Annotated in this window: 19 protein-coding genes; 15 read left to right on the plus strand and 4 right to left on the minus strand. The window is 60.3% G+C overall.

Annotated elements, in window-relative coordinates; translation table 11 throughout:
- The first annotated feature begins 77 nt into the window (after nucleotides 1-77).
- The 9 genes from AC3ITY_RS02350 to AC3ITY_RS02390 all read left to right on the plus strand — a co-directional run bounded on the left by AC3ITY_RS02350 (nucleotide 78) and on the right by AC3ITY_RS02390 (nucleotide 9,734).
- Nucleotides 78-695, plus strand: a complete 618-nt coding sequence (locus tag AC3ITY_RS02350; protein ID WP_489307422.1) for an NUDIX domain-containing protein — start codon at nucleotides 78-80, stop codon at nucleotides 693-695.
- A complete protein-coding gene (locus AC3ITY_RS02355) occupies nucleotides 686-1,138 on the plus strand; it encodes a DUF1249 domain-containing protein (protein WP_007977461.1) in 453 nt (150 codons plus the stop codon). Before AC3ITY_RS02350 ends, AC3ITY_RS02355 begins: the two co-directional genes overlap by 10 nt.
- A gap of 112 nt (nucleotides 1,139-1,250) precedes the next feature.
- Nucleotides 1,251-2,066, plus strand: coding sequence for a 3',5'-cyclic-AMP phosphodiesterase (cpdA, locus tag AC3ITY_RS02360; RefSeq protein WP_489307423.1), 816 nt, complete (start codon nucleotides 1,251-1,253; stop codon nucleotides 2,064-2,066).
- A gap of 162 nt (nucleotides 2,067-2,228) precedes the next feature.
- On the plus strand, nucleotides 2,229-2,837 hold the full coding sequence (locus AC3ITY_RS02365) for a YqiA/YcfP family alpha/beta fold hydrolase (RefSeq protein WP_489307425.1): 609 nt from the start codon (nucleotides 2,229-2,231) through the stop codon (nucleotides 2,835-2,837).
- A gap of 50 nt (nucleotides 2,838-2,887) precedes the next feature.
- On the plus strand, nucleotides 2,888-4,792 hold the full coding sequence (parE, locus tag AC3ITY_RS02370) for a DNA topoisomerase IV subunit B (RefSeq protein ID WP_108230457.1): 1,905 nt from the start codon (nucleotides 2,888-2,890) through the stop codon (nucleotides 4,790-4,792).
- Nucleotides 4,792-5,781: an esterase-like activity of phytase family protein gene (locus AC3ITY_RS02375; protein ID WP_489307427.1), complete on the plus strand. Its 990-nt coding sequence runs from the start codon at nucleotides 4,792-4,794 to the stop codon at nucleotides 5,779-5,781. Before parE ends, AC3ITY_RS02375 begins: the two co-directional genes overlap by 1 nt.
- Nucleotides 5,778-6,302, plus strand: coding sequence for a retropepsin-like aspartic protease family protein (locus AC3ITY_RS02380; protein WP_489307429.1), 525 nt, complete (start codon nucleotides 5,778-5,780; stop codon nucleotides 6,300-6,302). Before AC3ITY_RS02375 ends, AC3ITY_RS02380 begins: the two co-directional genes overlap by 4 nt.
- A gap of 7 nt (nucleotides 6,303-6,309) precedes the next feature.
- Nucleotides 6,310-8,577: a DNA topoisomerase IV subunit A gene (gene parC / locus AC3ITY_RS02385; protein ID WP_489307430.1), complete on the plus strand. Its 2,268-nt coding sequence runs from the start codon at nucleotides 6,310-6,312 to the stop codon at nucleotides 8,575-8,577.
- A 443-nt stretch (nucleotides 8,578-9,020) separates the two neighbouring features.
- Nucleotides 9,021-9,734 (plus strand): PqiC family protein, encoded by a 714-nt coding sequence (locus AC3ITY_RS02390; protein WP_489307432.1) that lies wholly within the window; start codon nucleotides 9,021-9,023, stop codon nucleotides 9,732-9,734.
- A 265-nt stretch (nucleotides 9,735-9,999) separates the two neighbouring features.
- Here the strand turns inward: AC3ITY_RS02390 and AC3ITY_RS02395 are convergent, their stop codons facing one another.
- The gene (locus AC3ITY_RS02395) at nucleotides 10,000-11,520 is read right to left on the minus strand and encodes an AhpA/YtjB family protein (protein ID WP_489307433.1); all 1,521 of its coding nucleotides are present in this window, start codon (nucleotides 11,518-11,520) and stop codon (nucleotides 10,000-10,002) included.
- 135 nt (nucleotides 11,521-11,655) lie between these two features.
- Here AC3ITY_RS02395 and serB point away from each other — a divergent pair, with 135 nt between their 5' ends.
- Nucleotides 11,656-12,870, plus strand: coding sequence for a phosphoserine phosphatase SerB (serB, locus tag AC3ITY_RS02400; protein ID WP_046039796.1), 1,215 nt, complete (start codon nucleotides 11,656-11,658; stop codon nucleotides 12,868-12,870).
- Nucleotides 12,871-12,991: 121 nt separating this feature from the next.
- Here serB and asd read toward each other — a convergent pair whose 3' ends face one another.
- Genes asd through AC3ITY_RS02415 form a run of 3 tightly spaced genes read right to left on the minus strand, consistent with a single transcriptional unit; the run spans nucleotide 12,992 to nucleotide 16,266 of the window.
- Nucleotides 12,992-13,852, minus strand: coding sequence for an archaetidylserine decarboxylase (asd, locus tag AC3ITY_RS02405; protein ID WP_489307434.1), 861 nt, complete (start codon nucleotides 13,850-13,852; stop codon nucleotides 12,992-12,994).
- 18 nt (nucleotides 13,853-13,870) lie between these two features.
- The gene (gene rhdA / locus AC3ITY_RS02410) at nucleotides 13,871-14,686 is read right to left on the minus strand and encodes a thiosulfate sulfurtransferase (RefSeq protein ID WP_223461531.1); all 816 of its coding nucleotides are present in this window, start codon (nucleotides 14,684-14,686) and stop codon (nucleotides 13,871-13,873) included.
- A gap of 41 nt (nucleotides 14,687-14,727) precedes the next feature.
- Nucleotides 14,728-16,266, minus strand: a complete 1,539-nt coding sequence (locus tag AC3ITY_RS02415) for an HDOD domain-containing protein (protein WP_489307435.1) — start codon at nucleotides 16,264-16,266, stop codon at nucleotides 14,728-14,730.
- Nucleotides 16,267-16,433: 167 nt separating this feature from the next.
- On the opposite strand from AC3ITY_RS02415, the gene motA reads away from it, so the two are divergent.
- From motA to dinD, 5 genes are all read left to right on the plus strand, one after another.
- On the plus strand, nucleotides 16,434-17,285 hold the full coding sequence (gene motA / locus AC3ITY_RS02420; protein ID WP_477798725.1) for a flagellar motor stator protein MotA: 852 nt from the start codon (nucleotides 16,434-16,436) through the stop codon (nucleotides 17,283-17,285).
- Between the two features lie 164 nt (nucleotides 17,286-17,449).
- Nucleotides 17,450-18,496: a flagellar motor protein MotB gene (gene motB / locus AC3ITY_RS02425; RefSeq protein WP_489307436.1), complete on the plus strand. Its 1,047-nt coding sequence runs from the start codon at nucleotides 17,450-17,452 to the stop codon at nucleotides 18,494-18,496.
- Between the two features lie 746 nt (nucleotides 18,497-19,242).
- On the plus strand, nucleotides 19,243-20,559 hold the full coding sequence (gene ltrA, locus AC3ITY_RS02430; RefSeq protein WP_489307437.1) for a group II intron reverse transcriptase/maturase: 1,317 nt from the start codon (nucleotides 19,243-19,245) through the stop codon (nucleotides 20,557-20,559).
- Nucleotides 20,560-20,736: 177 nt separating this feature from the next.
- Nucleotides 20,737-21,006, plus strand: a complete 270-nt coding sequence (locus AC3ITY_RS02435; RefSeq protein ID WP_150727892.1) for a hypothetical protein — start codon at nucleotides 20,737-20,739, stop codon at nucleotides 21,004-21,006.
- 143 nt (nucleotides 21,007-21,149) lie between these two features.
- Complete coding sequence (gene dinD, locus AC3ITY_RS02440; RefSeq protein ID WP_489307438.1) at nucleotides 21,150-22,016, plus strand: DNA damage-inducible protein D; 867 nt, start codon at nucleotides 21,150-21,152, stop codon at nucleotides 22,014-22,016.
- Nucleotides 22,017-22,109: the final 93 nt, after the last annotated feature.

Below are 22,109 nucleotides of genomic sequence, written 5' to 3' on the forward strand. Positions count from 1 at the left end.
GCGCGTTAGGATGGCGCGAAGTCGAGGCCCAGGAAAAAAGCAACCTCGAACAGGATTTGCAGTAAAAGAGGATAGTCATGACGGATTTTGCCAACGCCATTCCGACCGCCGTTGATATCGTGCGGCGCGAAAAGTGCTACGAGGGCTTCTACAAACTCGAACGCGTGCACTTGCGCCACGAATTGTTCGCCGGGGGCATGAGCCGCGAGATCAATCGTGAAGTGTTCGTTCGCCATGACGCGGTATGCATGCTGCCTTACGATCCGCAGCGCGATGAAGTGGTGCTGATCGAGCAGTTTCGCGTCGGTGCCATGGGCAAGACCGACAACCCGTGGCTGATCGAACTGGTCGCTGGTCTGATCGACAAGGATGAAGTGCCGGAAGCAGTTGCCCACCGCGAGGCGCAGGAGGAAGCTGGGCTGGTAATCGGGGCGCTCTGGCCGATGCTCAAATACTTTCCATCGCCGGGCGGCAGCAACGAGTTCGTGCATTTGTACCTGGGGCGTTGTGACACCGCCGGGGTTGGCGGCCTGCATGGGCTGGAGGAAGAGGCAGAGGATATTCGCGTCACGGTCTGGGCTTTCGAAGATGCCCTGCAAGCCGTGCGCGACGGACGTATTGCCAACGCGGCGAGCATCATTGCCTTGCAATGGCTGGCTTTGAACCGCGTTGAAGTGAGGGGGCTATGGTCGTAAACAAGTTGCGCGATCGTTATCGGGTGGACCTGGTGGGGCTGCAAGCGTCCTGCGAGGCGAACTACGCACGCCTGATGCGACTGCTGCCGGACATGCGCAGCGAGCCTGCCGCGCGGCGCATCGCCGTGACCCATGGCGACCAGATGCTCGGTGTGCTGGCACTGGAGGTGCTGCTGACCTGTCCTTACACCACGACCCTGCAAGTGCGCCAGGAACACAGCCTGCCGTGGCTGCCGGTGCCGCAACTGGAAGTGCAGGTCTATCACGACGCGCGCATGGCCGAAGTGGTCAGCGCCGAACATGCACGACGCTTTCGCGGCATCTATCCTTACCCGAACGCCTCGATGCACCAGCCGGACGAAAAGGCCCAGCTGAACATGTTTCTGGGCGAATGGCTGAGCCATTGCCTGGCGCTGGGGCATGAGTACGAAGTCGTACGGTAATTGAGCAACGCAGTTGTGAACTGCGTCAGGTTCAACGATTTCCCCTTTCGATCGTCCCCCAGCATAATTGCGGCACTTACCCATCCCCGTGATCACGCCCTGGGAGAACGCCTTGCCGAGCGTATCCACATTGACCACCGCCGATCCGGCGTTGCTGGTGCAACTTTCCGACAGCCACCTGTTTGCCGAAGCGGACGGCGCGTTGCTGGGCATGAACACCCGCGATAGCCTGCAAAAGGTCATCGAACTGGTGCGCGCGCAACAGCCGCGGATTGACTTGATCCTGGCCACGGGTGATCTGTCCCAGGACGGGACGCTGGAGTCCTACCAGCAGTTTCGCGACATGACGCGCCAGCTCGATGCGCCGGCACGCTGGATTCCCGGTAATCACGATGAGCCGCAGATCATGGCCGAGGCGGCGGTGCAGAGCGCTTTGCTGGAACCTGTGGTGGATATCGGCAATTGGCGGGTCACGTTGCTCGATTCGGCGGTGCCAGGCTCGGTGCCGGGTTATTTGCAGGATGAACAGCTGCAGTTGCTCGCCCGCTCGTTGAGCGAAGCGCCGGAACGCCATCATCTGGTGTGCTTCCACCATCACCCGGTGCCCATCGGTTGTGCATGGATGGAGCCGATTGGCTTGCGCAATCCCGAGGCGCTGTTCGCCGTGCTGGACCGTTTCGAACAGGTGCGTGCAGTGTTGTGGGGGCATGTGCATCAGGAATTCGAGCAGATGCGCAATGGCGTGCGGTTGATTGCCTCGCCCTCGACTTGCATCCAGTTCGAGCCCGGCAGCGAGGATTTCAAGGTCGGGGAACAGGCACCGGGCTATCGCTGGTTGCGGCTTCTGCCCGACGGGCGGCTGGAAACCGGGGTGGAGCGGGTCACCGGGTTTGATTTCACTGTGGATTACGGTTCCAACGGCTACTGAAACACCCCCCTGTAGGAGCAGCCGGTCGACGCTCGATTGCTCGCGATTAACCTGAGAGCGCCGCGGGGCGCCAGGTTTTCACCGTTATCGTTGACGACCATCGCGAGCAAGCTCGCTCCTACAGTAAACTCCGCCTCTTTAGCCGACGCACAGGGAGCTCAAATGTCCGGTTCGATCCTATATATCCACGGCTTCAACAGCTCGCCGTTGTCGAAGAAGGCCTGTCAGTTGGTCGAGGTGATGGAGCGTCTGGGCCTGAGCGAACGCTTGCGCGTTCCGGCGTTGCACCACCACCCGCGCCAAGCTATCGAGCAACTGGAGCGGGCGATTGCCGAGCTTGGGCGGCCACTGCTGGTCGGCAGCTCGCTCGGCGGCTACTATGCCACTCACCTGGCCGAGCGCCTTGGCTTGAAAGCCCTGTTGATCAACCCTGCCGTCAGCCCGCACCGGATGTTCGACGGCTTTCTGGGGACGCAGAAAAACCTGTATACCGAAGAGACCTGGGAAATGACCCACGACCACGTGACGGCCCTGGCCGAACTGGAAGTGTCGGCGCCCCAGGATCCGCAGCGTTATCAGGTATGGTTGCAGACGGCTGACGAAACGCTGGATTATCGCCTCGCCCAGCAGTATTACCGGGCTTGTGCCTTGCGTATCCAGGCCGGAGGCGACCACAGTTTCCAGGGTTTTGCCGGGCAATTGCCGGCCATGTTGAGTTTTGCCGGCATTGGCGCCGATTTGTATCAGGCAATCGATTTCACCGCATTGTGAGCGATAGCCCCATGAATTCTTTTTTCACCGAACACTGACGACGAGACCCCATGGCCACTCCCAGCGCTAGCTCTTATAACGCAGACGCCATCGAAGTCCTCTCGGGCCTCGACCCGGTGCGCAAACGCCCCGGCATGTACACCGACACCAGTCGGCCGAACCACCTTGCCCAGGAAGTCATCGACAACAGTGTCGACGAAGCCTTGGCCGGGCATGCCACATCGGTGCAGGTAATCCTGCATGCCGACCATTCCCTGGAAGTCAGCGACGACGGCCGTGGCATGCCGGTGGACATTCACCCCGAGGAAGGTGTTTCGGGCGTCGAGTTGATCCTCACCAAGCTTCATGCTGGTGGTAAGTTTTCCAACAAGAACTACCAGTTCTCCGGCGGTCTGCACGGGGTGGGTATTTCCGTGGTCAACGCCTTGTCGACCGAAGTGCGGGTGCGTGTAAAACGTGACGGCAACGAATACCAGATGACCTTCAAGGATGGCTACAAGGCCACCGAGCTGGAAATCGTCGGCACTGTCGGCAAGCGCAATACCGGCACCAGCGTGTTCTTCGCGCCGGATCCGAAATACTTCGACTCCCCGAAATTCTCCATCAGCCGCCTCAAGCACGTACTCAAGGCCAAGGCTGTGTTATGCCCGGGGCTGCTGGTCAGCTTTGAAGACAAGGCCACCGGCGAGAAAGTCGAATGGCATTACGAAGACGGCCTGCGTTCCTACCTGGTGGATGCGGTCAGCGAATTCGAGCGCCTGCCGGACGAGCCGTTCTGCGGCAGCCTCGCCGGTAATAAAGAAGCGGTGGACTGGGCGCTGCTGTGGCTGCCCGAAGGTGGCGACGCGGTCCAGGAAAGCTACGTCAACCTGATCCCGACGGCCCAGGGCGGCACCCACGTCAATGGTCTGCGTCAGGGCCTGCTCGATGCGATGCGCGAGTTCTGCGAATTCCGCAGCCTGTTGCCGCGCGGCGTGAAGCTGGCGCCGGAAGACGTCTGGGAGCGCATTGCCTTTGTGTTGTCGATGAAGATGCAGGAACCGCAATTCTCCGGCCAGACCAAGGAGCGTCTGTCGTCCCGTGAAGCGGCGGCGTTCGTCTCCGGTGTGGTCAAGGATGCGTTCAGCCTGTGGCTCAATGCCAACCCGGAAACCGGCATGCTGCTGGCGGAACTGGCGATCAACAACGCCGGCCGTCGCCTCAAGGCCAGCAAGAAGGTCGAGCGCAAACGCATTACCCAAGGCCCGGCGCTGCCGGGCAAGCTGGCCGACTGTGCCGGACAGGACCCGATGCGTTCCGAACTATTCCTGGTGGAAGGTGATTCCGCCGGCGGCTCGGCCAAGCAAGCGCGGGACAAGGAATTCCAGGCGATCCTGCCGTTGCGCGGCAAGATTCTCAATACCTGGGAAGTCGACGGCAGCGAAGTGCTGGCCAGCCAGGAAGTGCACAACATCGCCGTGGCCATCGGCGTCGATCCGGGCGCGGCGGACATGAGCCAGCTGCGCTACGGCAAGATCTGCATCCTCGCCGACGCCGACTCCGACGGTCTGCACATCGCGACCTTGCTGTGCGCCTTGTTCGTCCAGCATTTCCGCCCATTGGTGGATGCCGGTCACGTCTACGTCGCGATGCCGCCGTTGTACCGCATCGATCTGGGCAAAGAGATCTACTACGCCCTCGATGAAGCCGAACGCGATGGCATCCTCGATCGTCTGGTGGCCGAGAAGAAGCGCGGCAAGCCGCAAGTCACCCGATTCAAGGGTCTGGGCGAAATGAACCCGCCGCAGCTGCGCGAGACCACCATGGACCCGAACACCCGGCGTCTGGTGCAGTTGACCCTGGAAGATTTCGAGGCTACCTCGGAAATGATGGACATGCTGCTGGCGAAGAAACGCGCCGGTGACCGCAAGACCTGGCTGGAGTCCAAGGGCAACCTGGCCGAGGTGCTGGGCTGATGCGTCTGGGCTTTGCCCTGGCCTGTGGGTTGCTGTTGACGTCGATCACGGTATCTGCCGAGCCGGCGCCACAGTTGCGCGTGTTGTCCGGGCATGTCATCGACGGCATGCGCGGCGGCAACCTGTCCGGGCTGGCGCAGTGCGGTAATGACCTGTGGGCGGTTTCCGACCGCGACGATAATCAGATCTACCGCCTCGATACCAGCGAATCTGCCTGGCAGGCCGAAACGGTGCACATTGACGTACCGCCGGTGCCTGTCAGCGGTTTGCCCTGGGGGCTGAAGTCTCGCGTCTGGGGGGCTTCTTTCGTGCGTGGCGGTGATCTGGACTTTGAAGGCATCACCTGCGACAGCGCCGGCAATCGCTACATCGTCAGCGAAGGCCATGCCGCTGTCTTGCAAGTGCCGCCAACGGGGCCTGCCGCCTGGCTGAAAATTTCGCCGATGCTGGTTCGCGAGGCACGGGCCAGAGGCCTGCTGTTGCAATTCAATGCGCTGTTCGAAGGGCTGGCGGTCAATCTGGCGGGCGATCAGATGTGGTTCGCCGCCGAGCGGCAAGGCCGGGGATTGCTGATGATCAAGCGCAAACAGACCCTGTGGGATTGCGACGGTGGCTGTGTGCTGCTGAGCGAGGCGGGCATGGAGATGCAGCCCGAGCAGTTTCCCCATGCCGAAGCCGTGCCGCGGGACTTCTCTGACCTGTCGCTGTTCAACGGCAAGCTGTTCACCCTTGAACGCAACGCCTACCAGATCTGCCGCCGGGATCCGCAGACGGCCAAGGTCGAGCGCTGCTGGTCGTACGCCGCCGAGTTGTTGCAGGAAAACCGTCGCTATTCACAGAACTACGGACTGGAAGAAGCGTTGATCGTGGATGCCGATGGCGCCTGGATCGGTGTCGACAATAACTTCGGCGCCCGCGCCGATGGCGAAGTCCGTCCGGTGGTCTGGCGCTTCGCTGCACCGGAAGGTGGCTGGAGTGCCAAGCCATGAGACAACAAACCCCGGGTCAGCGCATCGGCCGGGTGTTTATGGTGCTGGCCTGGTGTGCGGCGCTGTTTCTGGCCACGCGGTTTTTCGGCCAGTGGGAAGCGCGTCAGCAAAATCCGAATGTGGTGGTCAGCTCGGAGCAGGGCGAAGGTTTCATTGAGGTGAAACTGGTGAGCAATGTGCAGGGGCATTTTGTCGCCAGCGGCCAGATCAACGGCCAGCCGGTGGACTTCATGCTCGATACCGGGGCGACCGATGTATCGATTCCTCTGGACCTGGCCAAGCGTTTGAAGCTCGAAGAAGGATTCGGCGTGACCCTGAGCACGGCCAATGGCCTGAGCCAGGGCTATCGCACCCGTATTGAACGCCTGCAACTGGGCGACATCGTGCTGCGGGATGTACGCGCACTGGTGGCCCCGGGACTGCATGGCGATCAGGTGTTGCTCGGCATGAGCGCACTGAACAAACTTGAATTTACCCAGCGCGGTGGCACCATGCTGCTGCGCCAGACAACGAACCGATGAGGCCCGCATGAGCGACTCCCTTGATCTCAGCCTGGACGGTGTAGAACGCCGCTCGCTGGCTGACTTCACCGAAAATGCCTACCTCAACTACTCCATGTACGTGATCATGGACCGTGCCTTGCCGCATATCGGCGACGGCCTGAAACCGGTACAGCGCCGCATTATTTATGCGATGAGCGAGTTGGGGCTGGACGCCGATTCCAAGCACAAGAAGTCGGCGCGTACCGTCGGTGACGTGCTCGGCAAGTTCCACCCTCACGGCGACTCGGCCTGCTACGAAGCCATGGTGCTGATGGCCCAGCCGTTCAGCTATCGCTACACGCTGGTCGACGGCCAGGGAAACTGGGGTGCGCCGGATGATCCCAAGTCCTTCGCCGCCATGCGTTACACCGAAGCGCGGCTGTCGCGTTATTCCGAAGTGCTGCTCAGCGAGCTGGGCCAGGGCACGGCGGACTGGGGGCCGAACTTCGACGGCACGCTGGACGAGCCGCTGGTCTTGCCGGCCCGTCTGCCGAACATTCTGCTCAACGGCACCACCGGTATCGCCGTGGGCATGGCCACCGACGTTCCGCCGCACAACCTGCGGGAAGTCGCCACGGCGTGCGTGCGTTTGCTCGATGAGCCCAAGGCCACGGTCGAACAGCTTTGTGAACACATCCAGGGCCCGGACTACCCGACCGAAGCGGAAATCATCACCCCGCGCGCCGACCTGCTGAAAATCTACGAAACCGGTCGCGGTTCGGTGCGCATGCGCGCCGTGTATCACATCGAAGACGGCGACATCATCGTCACCGCGCTGCCGCATCAGGTCTCGGGCGCCAAGGTGCTGGAACAGATCGCCGCGATGATGCAGGCCAAACCGTCCAAGGCGCCGCAAATTGCCGACCTGCGTGACGAATCCGACCACGAAAACCCGTGCCGGATCGTGATCATTCCGGGTGCGCGGAAAAACTTCGACCACGATGCGCTGATGCAGCACCTGTTCGCCAGCACCGAGCTGGAGTCGAGCTACCGGGTCAACATCAACATCATCGGCCTGGACGGCAAGCCGCAGCTGAAAAACCTGCGGGCGCTGCTGGTCGAATGGCTGGAGTTCCGGGTGCAGACCGTGCGTCGTCGCCTGCAATTCCGCCTCGACAAGGTCGAGCGTCGCCTGCACCTGTTGGACGGTTTGTTGATTGCCTACCTCAACCTGGATGAAGTGATCCACATCATCCGTACCGAGGAGCAACCGAAAGCCGCGCTGATCGAGCGTTTCGCCTTGAGCGAAATCCAGGCCGACTACATCCTCGACACCCGTCTGCGTCAGTTGGCGCGACTGGAAGAGATGAAGCTGCGTGCCGAGCAGGATGAACTGCTCAAGGAACAAGCCAAGCTGCAAGCCCTGCTGAGCAGCGAAGCCAAGTTGAAAAAACTGGTGCGCAGCGAACTGATCAAGGACGCTGAAACCTACGGTGATGACCGTCGGTCGCCTATCGTCGAGCGCGCCGAAGCCAAGGCCCTGACCGAACATGATCTGCTGCCGAACGAGAAAGTGACGGTGGTGCTGTCGGAAAAAGGCTGGATTCGCTCCGCCAAAGGCCACGAGATCGACGCCACCGGGCTTTCCTACAAGGCCGGGGACGGTTTCAGGGCGCTGGCAGCCGGGCGCTCCAACCAGTTTGCCGTGTTCATCGACTCCACCGGCCGCAGTTATTCGGTGGCCGCCCACACCTTGCCGTCGGCCCGTGGCCAGGGCGAGCCGCTGACCGGTCGCCTGACGCCGCCGCCAGGGGCGAGTTTCGAATGCGTGCTGATGCCGGAAGACGATGCGCTGTATGTGATAGCCTCCGACGCCGGCTACGGCTTCGTGGTCAAGGGTGAAGACCTGCAGGCCAAGAACAAGGCGGGCAAGGCCCTGCTGAGCCTGCCGAACAACGCCAAAGTCATGTTGCCGCGCCCTGTGGCCGATCGTGAGCAGAACTGGCTGGCGTCGGTGACGACCGAAGGTCGCCTGCTGATCTTCAAAATCAGCGACCTGCCACAATTAGGTAAGGGCAAAGGCAACAAGATCATCGGGATTCCCGGTGAGCGAGTGGCCAGTCGTGAAGAGTATGTGACGGACATCGCCGTATTGCCGGACGGTGCAACACTGGTGTTGCAGGCCGGTAAACGTACCTTGTCACTGAAAGCGGACGACCTCGAACACTACAAGGGTGAACGTGGCCGTCGCGGCAATAAGTTGCCGCGTGGCTTCCAGCGGGTAGATGCGCTGCTCGTCGAAAACCTCAATTAGGCGACCTAGGGGGCGTTCTCGCCTAGTTTCCCCACCGCGCCGGGTCTGCTGTTGTGCAGGGCAAGGCGCGAGAAGCGAGGTTTGGTCATTCCAAATAAGCTTCGAGCAACACAGCCCTGCACAACAGCAGGCCCGGCCCTTCGGGTTGTGCCTTAAAGCGGGCCAGGCTGCGTTGGAGGCCTTGGAAAGGGAGCAACCATTACCGGCGGCCTCCGCCTTGCCTGGCCCGCTTTAAGGCGACAACGCGGTGGGGAAACTAGGCGAGAACGCCCCCTGGAAGCGCCGATCTACGAATTAACCCGTAGTTCGGCGCTTTGCGCTGGAGTCGGAACGCATATTCACGGATGATATGGCCTTTCAAGCGCCGGCATTGCCGCGCGTTCTTCATATTTGTTGAGTATTTTCACTGTGGTCAGCCTTTTAGCGATCACCTGGATGGGACGATGACTGCTCTGCGCCTTCCTTTTATTCTTTTGCTCGCCGGCGTTCTTGGCCTGGCGGGTTGCAGCGTTCACCAACCGGTGTCGTTGTATCAGCTGGACGCTGGAAGTCCGGTTCAGCCTGCACAGAACGCGGGCATGGCGGTATTGTTGGGGCCGGTCACCGTGGCCGACTACCTGCAACGCGAAACCCTGTTGCAGCGCCAGCCCGATGGCAGCCTGCAAGCCTCGACCGACGGTCGTTGGGCTGGCAGCCTTTCGTCGGATATCGATCAGTTGCTGCTGCGTCAGGTCGCAGGTCGCCTGGACAGCCAGCGCGTAGTGCTGGCCCCGGCAACAGTGGGCTTCACCCCGGACGTTCAGGTGCTGCTGACCATCACACGCCTGGATTCGGGTGAAAAACAACCGGCGGTCCTCGACGCGCAATGGCGCCTGATCGACCGTCGCGGGCAGGTCCGCGACAACCGCATCATCCATTTGCAGGAGCAGCATGCCGGTAGTACGGCGGCTCAGGTCCAGGCGCAGGGCGTATTGCTGCAACGCCTGGCCGAACAGCTGTCGGTGGCGCTCAAGCCGCTGGCCAATCAGCCGCCGATCGCCGACGTCCCGCGCAAGCCGGCAGCCAAGGCGGCAGCACCTGCGGTAGAACAGGAAAAGCAGCCGAAAATACCGATGGCCGCGCCTATTCGTACGGATATGGAAGTGTTCCGCTTCTAAGCCAGGATGGATTTGAAACAAAGCCCGCATTGATGCGGGTTTTGTTGTTTCTGCAGGTTGGAGATATCTGGCGTCAGTTCCGGCCTCTTCGTCGGAACGCCGCCCGGAGCAAGCCCGCTCCCACAATTATCTCTGTGAACACAGATCTTGTGTACGACCACGTCCCCTGTGGGAGCGGGCTTGCCCGCGAAGGCGTCATGACAGGCAACAAAAAAGCCCGCAGACGATCGCTCATCTGCGGGCTTCACTTGGCCGGGCCTAAGGCTTAAGCGCGACGCTCATGCATCCGCGCCAATTGCCTTTCCAGCATCGATGGATACGGCTCCATCAATCGTTCCACGCAGCATGCACCTTCAGGGCTGGCAATCGGACGGATCCGTGCGCGCTGGCGAATCAAGGCGTCGTCGCTGATCTTGCGCTCCACCAGCAGCAGGTTGCGGCTGTGTTGCGACAGGGCCAGGGCGTCCTGGGCGGGGTCGGTCAGCAGCAGGTCGATCTGGCTCAGGCCGAACAGTTCGTCGCCCAGGGTCAGGCCCAGCTGCAATTGCAGGGTGATGCCGCTGTCCGCGACTTCGATCTGCAACTGGTGGCCCAGGGCCCGCAGCAGCTCGCCACAGCAAATGGCGTTGGTCAGGTAGTCGTCGCCGCTGTCTTCGGTGTGGAACAGCATCAGCGTGCTGCCATCGTTCAGGGTCTCCACTTCGCCTTGATACAGCGAAGCGGCCTGGTCGAGGCAGTCGCGATAGCGTTCGAGCAGTTCTTCAAGACGCGCCCGCGGCAGGCGTCGCAGTTGCTCCTGGGAGCCCAGTTGCACTGCCAGCACCGCGCTGTGTTGCGGCACGCTCGGCGTGGCCTTGCGAATCACCGGTTGTGGGGTGCTGTCCAGCGACTCGTCGCGCAGATCGGCGAACGGGTCTTCATCATCATCGTTGTCTTCGACGGTGCTGACGATCTGCCGTGGCGCTGGCTTGAGCGCCGCTACCGGGCGGCTCTCGTCGAAACTCGGGTCGCGCAGGTTACGGACTTCGAAGGCCGGGTCGGTCTCGTCATCGACATCGTCGAATTCCGGCTCAGGTTCCGGCACAGGGGCGGGCTCCGGGGCGAAGTTGGCGTGGAGCTGACGCGCCAGGTCGCCGATTTCGTCCTGGCGGTCGGTGGCCGGGGTGTATTCATCGATATTGCGCAGCCACACCCGCAATTGCAGCAGCGGCGTGGAGAGATAACGCCCCATGCGCAGGCTCAGGGCCAGGGACAGGGCCAGCAGGATGGCGCTCAGAATGCCCATGCTTTGCAGGCTGATGGTCATCGGCTGCTGGAACTGGTCCATGTCCAGGCTGATGCGCAATTGCCCGGCAGTCACGTCCTGGAAGGTGATCTTGCTCTGGTACATGCCCTCGGCTTCGCCCAACAGGCCATGCTTGGGACGCTGGCCGGATTCGGCAAGGATGCGGTTGTCCGGGCTGTAGATGGCGGCGTGGGCCACCAGCTTGTTCTTGGTCAGGTTATTGAGCAGCACATTGAGGCTGAGGATGTCGTTGGACACCAACAGCTCGGTGGCCGAGGTGGCCGTCTGCGTGGTCAGGCTTTCGCCCAGCGCATCCGCCTGCTCGTGCATGGCCTGCTTGAACTGCAGGCCCATCACACCGGCATAGATGACCAGGGCCAGGGCGACCAGGATCACGTTATGGCTGGCGATGCGCAATGCAATCGGTACACGGCGGTGGCGCAGTGCCCGGAAGATCAGCAGGAAGAAGTTGTCGGTTTTTACTGGCGTGGGCCGGTTCACTTGAGCTCGGCTCTTTTGTCCGTGGAGTTGACGCGCAGTATAGCGACAGGCCCTAGGCCGTCAAAGCGCTCACGGTGCCCGATGGTCACTGAAAGTGGGTAGAATGCGGTTTTTTTCCACCTGCGGGGGTGCGCCTTGCGCGAAATCGTCCTGATAAACATCACGGGAGTCGACCGTCCGGGTCTGACTGCGGCCATTACCGGCGTTCTGGCCCAGGGTGGTGTGAACATTCTCGACATCGGTCAGGCGGTGATCCACGACACCTTGTCGTTCGGCATCCTGGTTGAAATTCCCGACACCGAGCAAGGCAAGTCTGTGCTCAAGGACATCCTGTTCAAGGGTTACGAGCTCGATCAACAGGTCCGTTTCACACCGGTGTCCGAAGTGGATTACCAGCAGTGGGTCGGTAACCAGGGTAAAAAGCGCCACATCGTGACCCTGTTGACCCGCAAGGTGACAGCCGGGCAGTTGCAGGCCGTGAGCTCGATCACCGCTAAATATGGCCTGAACATCGACCACATCGATCGTCTGTCCGGGCGCATGCCGCTGGACACGCCGGCCGACAAGGGCAAGGGCTGCATCGAGTTTTCCGTGCGCGGCGAAGCGGCTGATCCGCAGGCGTTGCGTGCCGAATTCCTCAGCGTCGCCCAGGAACTGAACGTCGACATTGCCTTCCAGGAAGATTCGCTGTTCCGTCGCAACCGTCGCCTGGCGGTGTTCGACATGGACTCAACGCTGATCGAAGCCGAAGTGATCGACGAACTGGCCAAGGCGGCTGGCGTGGGTGACAAGGTGTCGGAAATCACCGAGCGGGCGATGGCCGGTGAACTGGATTTCCGCGCCAGCTTCAAGGAGCGCCTGGCCTTGCTCAAAGGTCTGGACGTCAATGTGCTGGATTCCATCGGCGCCTCGCTGCGCCTGACCGAAGGTGCTGAAACCCTGTTCGCCGAACTCAAGCGCCTAGGCTACAAGACCGCGATTCTGTCGGGCGGCTTCACTTACTTTGCCAAGCAATTGCAGGCAAAGCTGGGTATCGACTACGTGTTCGCCAACGAACTGGAAGTGGTCGACGGCAAAGTCACCGGCGTCGCGGTCGAGCCGATTGTCGATGCGCAGCGCAAGGCGGATTTGCTGAAGGAACTGGCACACAAGGAAGGCTTGCGCCTGGAGCAGACTATTGCGGTCGGTGACGGTGCCAATGACTTGCCGATGCTGGCGATTGCCGGGTTGGGCGTGGCGTTCCGCGCCAAGCCGCTGGTGAAGCAGTCGGCCAAGCAGGCGATTTCGACGCTGGGCCTGGATGGCGTGCTGTACCTGCTGGGCTTCCGCGATCGCGACGGCCAGCTTTAAATCAAACTGTAGGAGCGAGCTTGCTCGCGATGAACATAAGGGCGACGCGTGCATACAGAATGCGCGCGTTATCGTTAACGTCCATCGCGAGCGAGCTCGCTCCTACAGTTATGTACGACGGTCAGGCCTTCGGCAGGCCCATGCCCTGGCCCATCTGCACCGCAGTACCGGCGGTCATTTCTTCAGCCCACTTCACCTGATCCGGCCCGAACAGCACGACGGCGGTCGACCCCAGTTTGAAACGACCCAGTTCCGCACCTTTTTCCAGGTGGATCGGCGCGCGTGCGGCTTCATCGTAGCGGAAGGTTTTCAGCTCGCGTTTCGGCGGCGTAACCAGACCGGCCCACACGGTTTCAATCGATGCCACGATCATTGCGCCCACCAGCACCACGGCCATCGGCCCGCGCTCGGTGTCGAAAATGCACGCCACGCGCTCGTTGCGGGCGAACAGTTCCGGAACGTTTTCAGCGGTGGTCTGGTTGACCGAGAACAGACGACCCGGGATGTAGACCATCTCGCGCAGGGTGCCGGCCAGTGGCATGTGCACGCGGTGGTAGTCCTTCGGCGACAGGTAGATGGTCGCGAAGTCACCACCCATGAACGGCGCAGCGTTTGCCGCATCGCCACCCAACAGTTCCAACACGCTGAAGCTGTGGCCCTTGGCCTGGAATACGCGGCCATGCTCGATCGGGCCGAGTTGGCTGATCGCGCCGTCGGCCGGGCTAAGGACCGCTCCCGGGGTCTCGTCCAACGGACGGGCACCGTCTTTCAGTGCGCGGGTGAAGAACGCGTTGAAGTGCTCGTAGGCGGTCAGGTCTTCGACCAGCGCCAGGGACATGTCCACCTGATAACGCTTGGCGAACCAGGTGGTAAAGGCATTCTTGAACCAGCGCACGCGGCATTCGGCAATGCAGCCGGCCAGTCGCGAGAGCAAGTTGTGGGGCAGCAGGTACTGGCCGAGGAGAAACAGACGCTTGTTCATTAACGGTCCTTAAAAATCTTAAATTTCTACCGGGGTATCGGGATGGTTGCCCCATTCGCCCCAGGAGCCGGCGTAGCCTTTGACCCGCGGATAACCGAGAGCCTTGGCCACCAGATAGGTGAAGCCAGAACGATGATGGGTCTGGCAGTGGGTAATCACTTCTTTGTCTTTGCTGATCCCGAGTTGTTCGAGGATCTGCGGCATGTCGGTGCGGATGCGCAGCTGGCGCGTCTGATCCATGCCGGCGGTCCATTCGAAATTGACCGCGCCGGGAATGTGCCCGCCCTTGGCTGCCAGGACTTTCTCTCCGGAGTACTCCAGCGGCCCGCGTGCATCCCAGATCGCCAGGTCGGCGGCGCCGAGACGGCTTTGCAGGTATTCGCGGGTAGCGGTGGGTTCGTCGTGCAAGGTCAGTGAAACCGGGCCACCCACGGGTGGCGGGATCTGGATCGACATGGGCGAACCTTCTGCCAGCCAGGCCGGCAGGCCACCGTCGACATAGTGGTACTTGCTGTGGCCGATGACATCCAGCAGCCAGATGAAGCGCCCGGCCCAACCGCCGCCTTCGTCGTCATACACCACGTAGACCGCGTCGGGGTTGTGTCCCAGCTCACCAAACAGCGTTTCGAGTGCTGCCAGCGGGGGCATCAGTCCAGGGGCGGGGGGCTGGCCGAGCTGCGTGCGCTTCGGATCGACAAAGCGCGCGCCGGGAATGTGCCCTTCGGCGTAGCGGGCGGCACTGGTCAAATCCACCAGAATCAGTTCGCGGGCGTCGAGGCGAGGGAGCAAGTCGCTCGGCTCGATCACCAGCGGCAAGCCAGAGAAGTCAGACATGTGAGGTCTCCAGAGCACAAAAGGGAGGATTGTAACGCAGCTTATTGGCCTCGGTGGCTAAAGCTGTGCAGGGCTTTCTCGATGCACTGCGCGGTTTTGCCGAAGGCCTGTACGGAAATTTCCGAAAACGGCCCGCCGCCTTGATCCGCCACGACGATCATGATGACCTTTCCATTGTTGACCAGCGAACGCAGCAGCAAGTGTTCGCCGCTGAACTGTGAGCGCAGGCTGTTGGGCAGCAGGGCCGAGAATTGCGCGTTGTTGGCTGGCGTCAGGCGCACCTGGGCCTGCTGCGCGAGCAGGCGCTGCAACACGTTGCTCTGGCTGACCACGAAGTTCAACCCGGCCGCTTCCTTCGGCAGACCGGCCGTCTGGTGCACGCGCAGGTTGGCGTGGGTGCGGTCGGCCATCAGGATCATCACCCGACGCATGCCGCAGGCCACGAGGGCGTCCCGGGCGGCGATGGTCAAGTGCATGGCGTTGGTGAAGCGACTCGGCTCGACCAGCAATTCGGCGCATTGCTTGCGCCACTTCGCCAGGTCTTCGGCGGTGGGTGCCGCTGCCGGTAGCAAACCGGCATGGATACGGTTCAAGCCCCACGGCCAGATCAGCGACTCGGCGGGGTGCCAGAGGTCGGGCATGGCATGTTGGCGTGCGCTGTTGGCGGCTTGCTGGTGCAATTGCTGCTGCACCTCGCCCATCGGCATTTGCAGGTAAAGGCTGGTCAGGTACTGCCAGCGCTCACTGTGCGGGCTGTCCCAAGCGTGTTGCGCCGACAGCGCCAGCCCATTGGCCAGCAGCACCGTATTGGCCGGCTGATTGAGCCAGCGACGCAGGGTCGGATCGTCATCGAGGCGATTCTGCTGGCGCAGTGGATGCTCGCTGTCTCGGGCGATGCGCAGGACTTTCACCAGTTCGCGCTGTTCAGTGAGCAACATTCGATAGCCCTGCTGCACCCAGATCGGCAAGCGCCAGATCTCCACCAGTGTCTGGCCGATGTCCAGCAGGCGCACACCAAACAGTTGCTGTTCGACTTTGCGTGCCGACTCACCTTTATGGATGACCCGCAGCTCCCAGTCTTCGAGCAGTTCTGGATGGGTCAGCGCCAATGGCCACAGCGGCGAAAGAAACAGCAGGCTGCCCCAGTGGATGTCCTGCCACAGGCGCGCCAGGCGACTGGCAAAAAAGCCGTTGGCCTGTTGCGTGGCGTGCTGGCTGATCATCTGCAACTGACGCAGGGCTTTGGGAATCTCGGACTGGGGTTCGGCGGGCAGGCGCGCGAGCAGCTCTTCGGTGCGCTTCAGGCCGAGGCGGTTGATCGCAATTTCAAGGTTTTCCGCAGGCTCGGTCATGCTGCCATGGGTATGCCGGTTGGCTTCGCGAATCACGCTCAAGGCCAGGGCTGGACTGCCTTGCATCAAGTCAGCGATGTCGCGCAGCGAGCTGCGATTGTCGCCGATGGCCTTGCAGACCCGGTCGTGGCTGGCTTGCGGAACCGGCAGGCGTACGCCATCGAGAAGCTTGACCCAGCCTTCGAGAGTGGTCGGTTTCGGGGGTGGAACGTTCGTTTCGTTAACCATGGTGGGAGGCGATCATCGTCAACATTACCTATGCCCGGATGGGGTCAAATCAGTTTTTCGCCTGAACTGGCTATAGTCTGGCGCAGTTTTGCCGATAAGGAGAAGAAGAGATTTTTTAACTTCCGAATATGACCTTGAACCCGACTCAGTAAGTGCTCTCCTAACCTATGGCTAAAATTATCGGCATCATCGTCGTATTCGCGAGCGTGCTCGGCGGATACGTGCTTTCCCACGGCAAGATTGCCGCCCTGATCCAGCCTTTCGAGGTCATGATCATCGGCGGTGCGGCCCTCGGCGCATTTTTGCAGGCTAACCCCGGCTACATGACGATGCACGTGCTCAAGAAGTCCCTGGGCATGTTCGGTTCGCGTTTCAACCACGGCTTCTATCTGGAAGTGCTGGGCCTGATCTACGAGATCCTCAACAAGAGCCGCCGCGAAGGCATGATGGCCATCGAAGGCGACATCGAGGATGCTGCCGCGAGCCCGATCTTCGCCAAGTACCCGACCGTTCTCAAGGACGAGCGCATGACCGCGTTCATCTGCGATTACCTGCGCATCATGTCCTCCGGCAACATGGCCCCGCACGAGCTGGAAGGCTTGTTCGACATGGAACTGTTCAGCCTCAAGGAAGACCTGGAGCACCCATCCCACGCCGTCAACGGCATTGCCGACGCCATGCCCGGTTTCGGTATCGTCGCGGCGGTACTGGGGATCGTGGTGACCATGGCTTCGCTGGGTGAGGGCGATCAGAAATCCATCGGCCTGCACGTGGGTGCGGCACTGGTGGGTACCTTCTTCGGTATTCTCGCCGCCTACGGCTTCTTCGGCCCGCTGGCCCATTCCCTGGCCCACGATGCCAAGGAAGAACTGAATGTCTACGAAGCCATCAAGGCCTCGCTGGTGGCTTCGGCTTCCGGCATGCCGCCATCGCTGGCCGTGGAGTTCGGGCGCAAGGTCCTGTACCCGGCGCACCGTCCAAGCTTCGCCGAGCTGGAACAAGCGGTTCGCGGTCGTTAGTGCTTTGTTTCGCAAATACGTTCCTTTTTTGGCAAGTGACTGTTGTTGCCAGACAAGGCGCCGCGACGAGTCATAGCCCGCTATGGCGAGGAGCGGCAACGCGGTATGGCGACAACAGGCACTGCCAAAAAGGAACAGTATTTGTGAGACAGAGCACTTAGGTCATGGAAAATAACCAGCCGATAATCATCAAGCGCGTCAAGCGCATCGCCGGCGGGCATCACGGGGGCGCGTGGAAAATCGCCTTCGCCGACTTCGCCACGGCGATGATGGCGTTCTTTCTGGTGTTGTGGCTGCTGTCCACCGCCACGCCGGAACAGAAGATTGCCATCGCCGGTTACTTCAAGGACCCGATCGGCTTTTCCGAAAGCGGTACGCCATACATCATCGATCTGGGCGGCACGCCGACCCTGGCGCCGGAAAACACCCTCAACCCCGAGGTGAAGTCCCAGCCGCAGCCGGACAAGGTCACCATCGATACCGACCAGGTCGAAGGCATGGCCGAGCAGGTCGAGAAAGAACGCCTCGAACTGTTGCTGCAAGAGCTGCAGAACAAGGTCGAAGAAAACCCGCAGCTGCAGAAGTTCAAGGATCAGATCCTGTTCGAAATCACGCCGGACGGCCTGCGTATCCAGATCATGGACGCGGAAAACCGCCCGATGTTCGACTCGGGTTCAGCCCGTCTGAAGCCGTATTTCGAAGACATCCTGCTGGCCATGGCCGACACCATCAAGGCGGTGCCAAACAAGATCAGCATCAGCGGCCACACCGATGCCAAGCCGTACACCGGCACCGGTGATTTCGGTAACTGGGAGCTTTCGGCAAACCGTGCCAACGCAGCTCGGCGTGCGCTGGTAGCGGGCAGCTATCCGGATGCACAGGTGGCGCGTGTGGTCGGCTATGCCTCGTCGGCTTTGTTCGATCGCGAGCATCCGTTCAACCCGGTTAACCGCCGTATCGACATCGTGGTGCTGACCAAGAAAGCCCAGCGTGCAATCGAAGGTTCGCAAGGTGCGGAACCTGCTCCTGATGCGCCGCAAGGTTCGGCTGCTCCGGAAGCTGCACCGGCTGCACCGGTCGATCTGAACGCGTTGCCTGCGGACAAGGAGCCGCTGCCGGCTCACGAACTGCGTGAGCGTCTGAACTTGTTTGATGACCCGGCGCCGAAACCGGGTGAGCCAGCCAAACCGGCTGAACCGCCCAAGCAGTGACCGACAAAAAAGCCGACAGCGATGTCGGCTTTTTTGTGTTTGTAAGAATGAATTCAGATCCGCTGCATTGCGAGAAAACTCAAGGAATGAGGTTTGGTCTGAGAATTGTGTAGGACGGGTCTGAGACCCGTAAACCGGGTTTTACTTCGCTTGGGGCCTCGGTACAGTTCGCCTGTCGCCGACGAATCGGTGATCGACTTTAGCCGGTCGTTTGAGAGGAATGCACAAGCGCCCGTATAATCGCGGCGCTTTTTGCTGCCTGACATATGTCTATGGTGGCTGTGCGTGGGACGCCTTCGGGTCTACCGGGTTCGTGCGCCCAGCATGGGCGCAATCTTGTGGGTGCAAGTCCCACCGTAAGTTGACCACAGCAAACGAAGTGAAGCGCAACTGCATGAGGGTGACCGAGTGTGGGGAGGAAGCGTGGAGCGAAGCCGCGAGCTGATGTACAAAAATCGAATATGAGGCGAAGTCGGCCAGGGCGAGCGGGCGAATAACCGCGAAGCTCTAGTGGTCAAAAGGGCGACGACGTAGATTCGGCAGTTGTGCGGTGAAGGATTGCGTTCTTACCTGGGGAGATCTCGCCTAGCGCCTGAAAGGGCGACGGCGCAAGCCGGAGCGAGAAGTCAGCAGAGGCCGTAGTAGTCTTTTTTTTTTTTAAGACGAAGGGCCGAACGAGAGAGAGCGTAGTAGGCCACCTTGATGCGACACGACCGGAAGTCAGATGCCTGCCAAACGCGGGGCGGATGCGGAGAAAGAGCGGTGAAGCCGTGAATCTCCCTGTCAGCGACGAGGCATGTTGCCCGCAAGGTGATACCGAAAGCGCAGGGCAAGGGTTGCTGCAATGCGCCTTTGCGAGAGAAAACCTGCAACAAGCGTGGAAGCGAGTCAAAGCCAATAAAGGTGCAGCGGGTGTCGACGGTCTGGACATTGATCAGACAGCTCAACATTTGCTGACAGAGTGGGCTGGGATTCGCCAACAATTGTTGTCAGGGGCGTATCGGCCCAGCCCGGTACGCCAAGTGGTCATCCCAAAACCCGACGGCGGCGAACGCGAGCTGGGTATCCCGACGGTCACCGACCGCCTTATCCAGCAAGCACTACTGCAAGTTTTGCAGCCTCTACTTGATCCTACCTTCAGTGAACACAGCTACGGTTTTCGTCCGGGTCGTAATGCTCACAGCGCGATTCTCGCGGCACAGCACTATGTATCCTCGGGCCGGCAAATCGTGGTGGATGTGGATCTTGAAAAGTTCTTTGATCGAGTCGATCACGACATTCTGATTGATCGTTTAAGCAAACGGATTGCAGAGCAGCCGGTTATCCGGCTGATCCGGGCTTATCTGGACGCCGGAACGATGAAGGATGGCGCGGTTGAAAAGCGCCGTTGCGGGGCGCCGCAAGGCGGCCCGTTATCGCCCTTATTGGCGAACGTGCTGCTGGACGAAGTGGATCGTGAGCTCGAACGCCGAGGGCATTGCTTTGTGCGCTATGCCGACGATGCGAACGTTTATGTTTGCAGCCAAAAGGCAGGCGAGCGAGTAATGGCATTACTCCGGCGCCTGTATGAAAAGCTGCACTTGAGCGTCAACGAGAGCAAAAGTGCAGTGGCGAGTGCGTTTGGCCGCAAGTTTCTGGGCTACGAGTTCTGGTCCAGAAGAGGCGAAGTCAGGCGCGCGGTTTCATACAAAGCACAGAAGCAGTTCAAGCAGCGAATCCGCCAGCTTACCCGGCGCAACTGCGGCCGCAGTATGCAGCGGGTTGTCGATGACCTTCGCCGGTATCTGTTGGGTTGGAAAGCGAACTTCAGTCTGTCGCAAACTCCGAAAATCCTGCGTTTGCTGGAGGAATGGATACGGCACCGACTAAGGGCTATTCAACTGAAACAATGGAAACGCGGAACGACGGCTTTCACAAAGCTGCAGGCGCTGGGCGCCAATAGGGATGATGCACAAAGAGCAGTGGGAAACACCCGCCGCTGGTGGCGTACTAGCTGTCTTGGGTTGAATCGGGTGCTGAATCTGGCTTGGTTTGACCGCCTGGGATTGCCGCGTCTGTCCTGACCTCAATCTCTCGAACCGCCCGGTGCGGACCCGCATGCCGGGTGGTGTGGCAGGGGAACGGCAAGGCCGTCCCCTATGCCGATCTCTGACCGGTCGGCTAACCCGCGTACAGCTGCCACCCCATTCGATTAGCCGCGAAAAGGGTGGGAGTTTCATCTTTCAGACGGAATTCAAACCATGTCCCAATTTCACCCGCTCCAAAGCAACTTCAGCGTCGGGAGCACGCTGTACATCGACACTGAAGCTCGAGCTTCCGATCTTCTTGAAACCGCCACCCACCGAATCAAGGCCGCACGCAACCTGCTCAACAGTGTCACCTGCCTGTGCGTGAAAGATGCTGAGGGTCACGATTTGGAACATTTCGCCAATGCTGCGCACATACTGATACAGGAGGGCTGTGACGCGTTGGATGCGCTGGGCTGGAAGCTAGAAAAGACCGCACGCTGAAAATAGGAAAGCCGCAATGTTCGCGGCTTTTTTGTCACACATTTGAGGCTATGCGGTCGGAAATCTGCCCTTCACTATCAGACAGATATTTACTGTCGCAAAGCTTTCGAGATCGACGCCCTCTGACTGCCCCGGGATTTGCCATGGACAATCAATCACTACCACTGCTGCAACAGCGTTTCGACGCGCTGGTACATCGCGTGCCTGATGAAAGCATTGAATTCTGGTTCGCTCGCGAGTTGCAAGCCCCCTTGGGTTACGCACGCTGGGATAATTTTTTGACCGCCATCAGGCGTGCCATAGCCTCTTGTGAAGCTACAGGTGTGGAGGTTTCCGATCATTTTCGTGACGTCACGAAAATGATCGAGGTGGGCAAAGGTGGTAAGCGTCCTGTCGAAGATTTCATGCTCACTCGTTATGCCTGTTACTTGATTGCCCAGAATGGAGACCCGCGTAAACAACAGATCGCATTTGCTCAGAGTTACTTCGCGCTCCAAACGCGCAAGCAAGAGTTGATCGAGGACCGAATGCGCTTACAAGCCCGCTTCGATGCTCGAGATCGGTTGCGTGAGTCGGAGAAAGAGCTTTCGCAGAACATCTACGAACGTGGTGTAGATGATGAAGGATTTGCCCGTATACGCTCCCGAGGAGATGCAGCATTGTTCGGCGGCAAGACCACGCAGGCGATGAAGGACACGTATGGCATCGTTAAGAGCCGTCCATTGGCTGATTTTTTACCAACGCTGACTATTGCTGCCAAAAACCTGGCTAATGAGATAACTAATCACAACGTGCTACAGGTGGACTTGCAAGGCGAGCCGGCCATTGCCAAGGAGCATGTCCAGAATAATTTGAGCGTCCGAGATATGTTGGAACAGCGCGGCATCAAGCCCGAGGAGCTTCCCGCTGAAGAGGACATAAGAAAGCTTGAACGTCGCGTGAAATCCGAAGAGAAAAATCTTGCGAAACAGGCGACCAAGCTTCCTGCAGATGATTCAACCGATGGTTGAGTTTGAGTCTTACCAGACTAACTGAATTGGCAATAGTGAATCGATTCCCTCGGGTGTCGAGTGATTGGTCTGCATGACCCACAAAAAAGCCGA

This window comes from Pseudomonas sp. GL_091 (genome assembly GCF_057837725.1).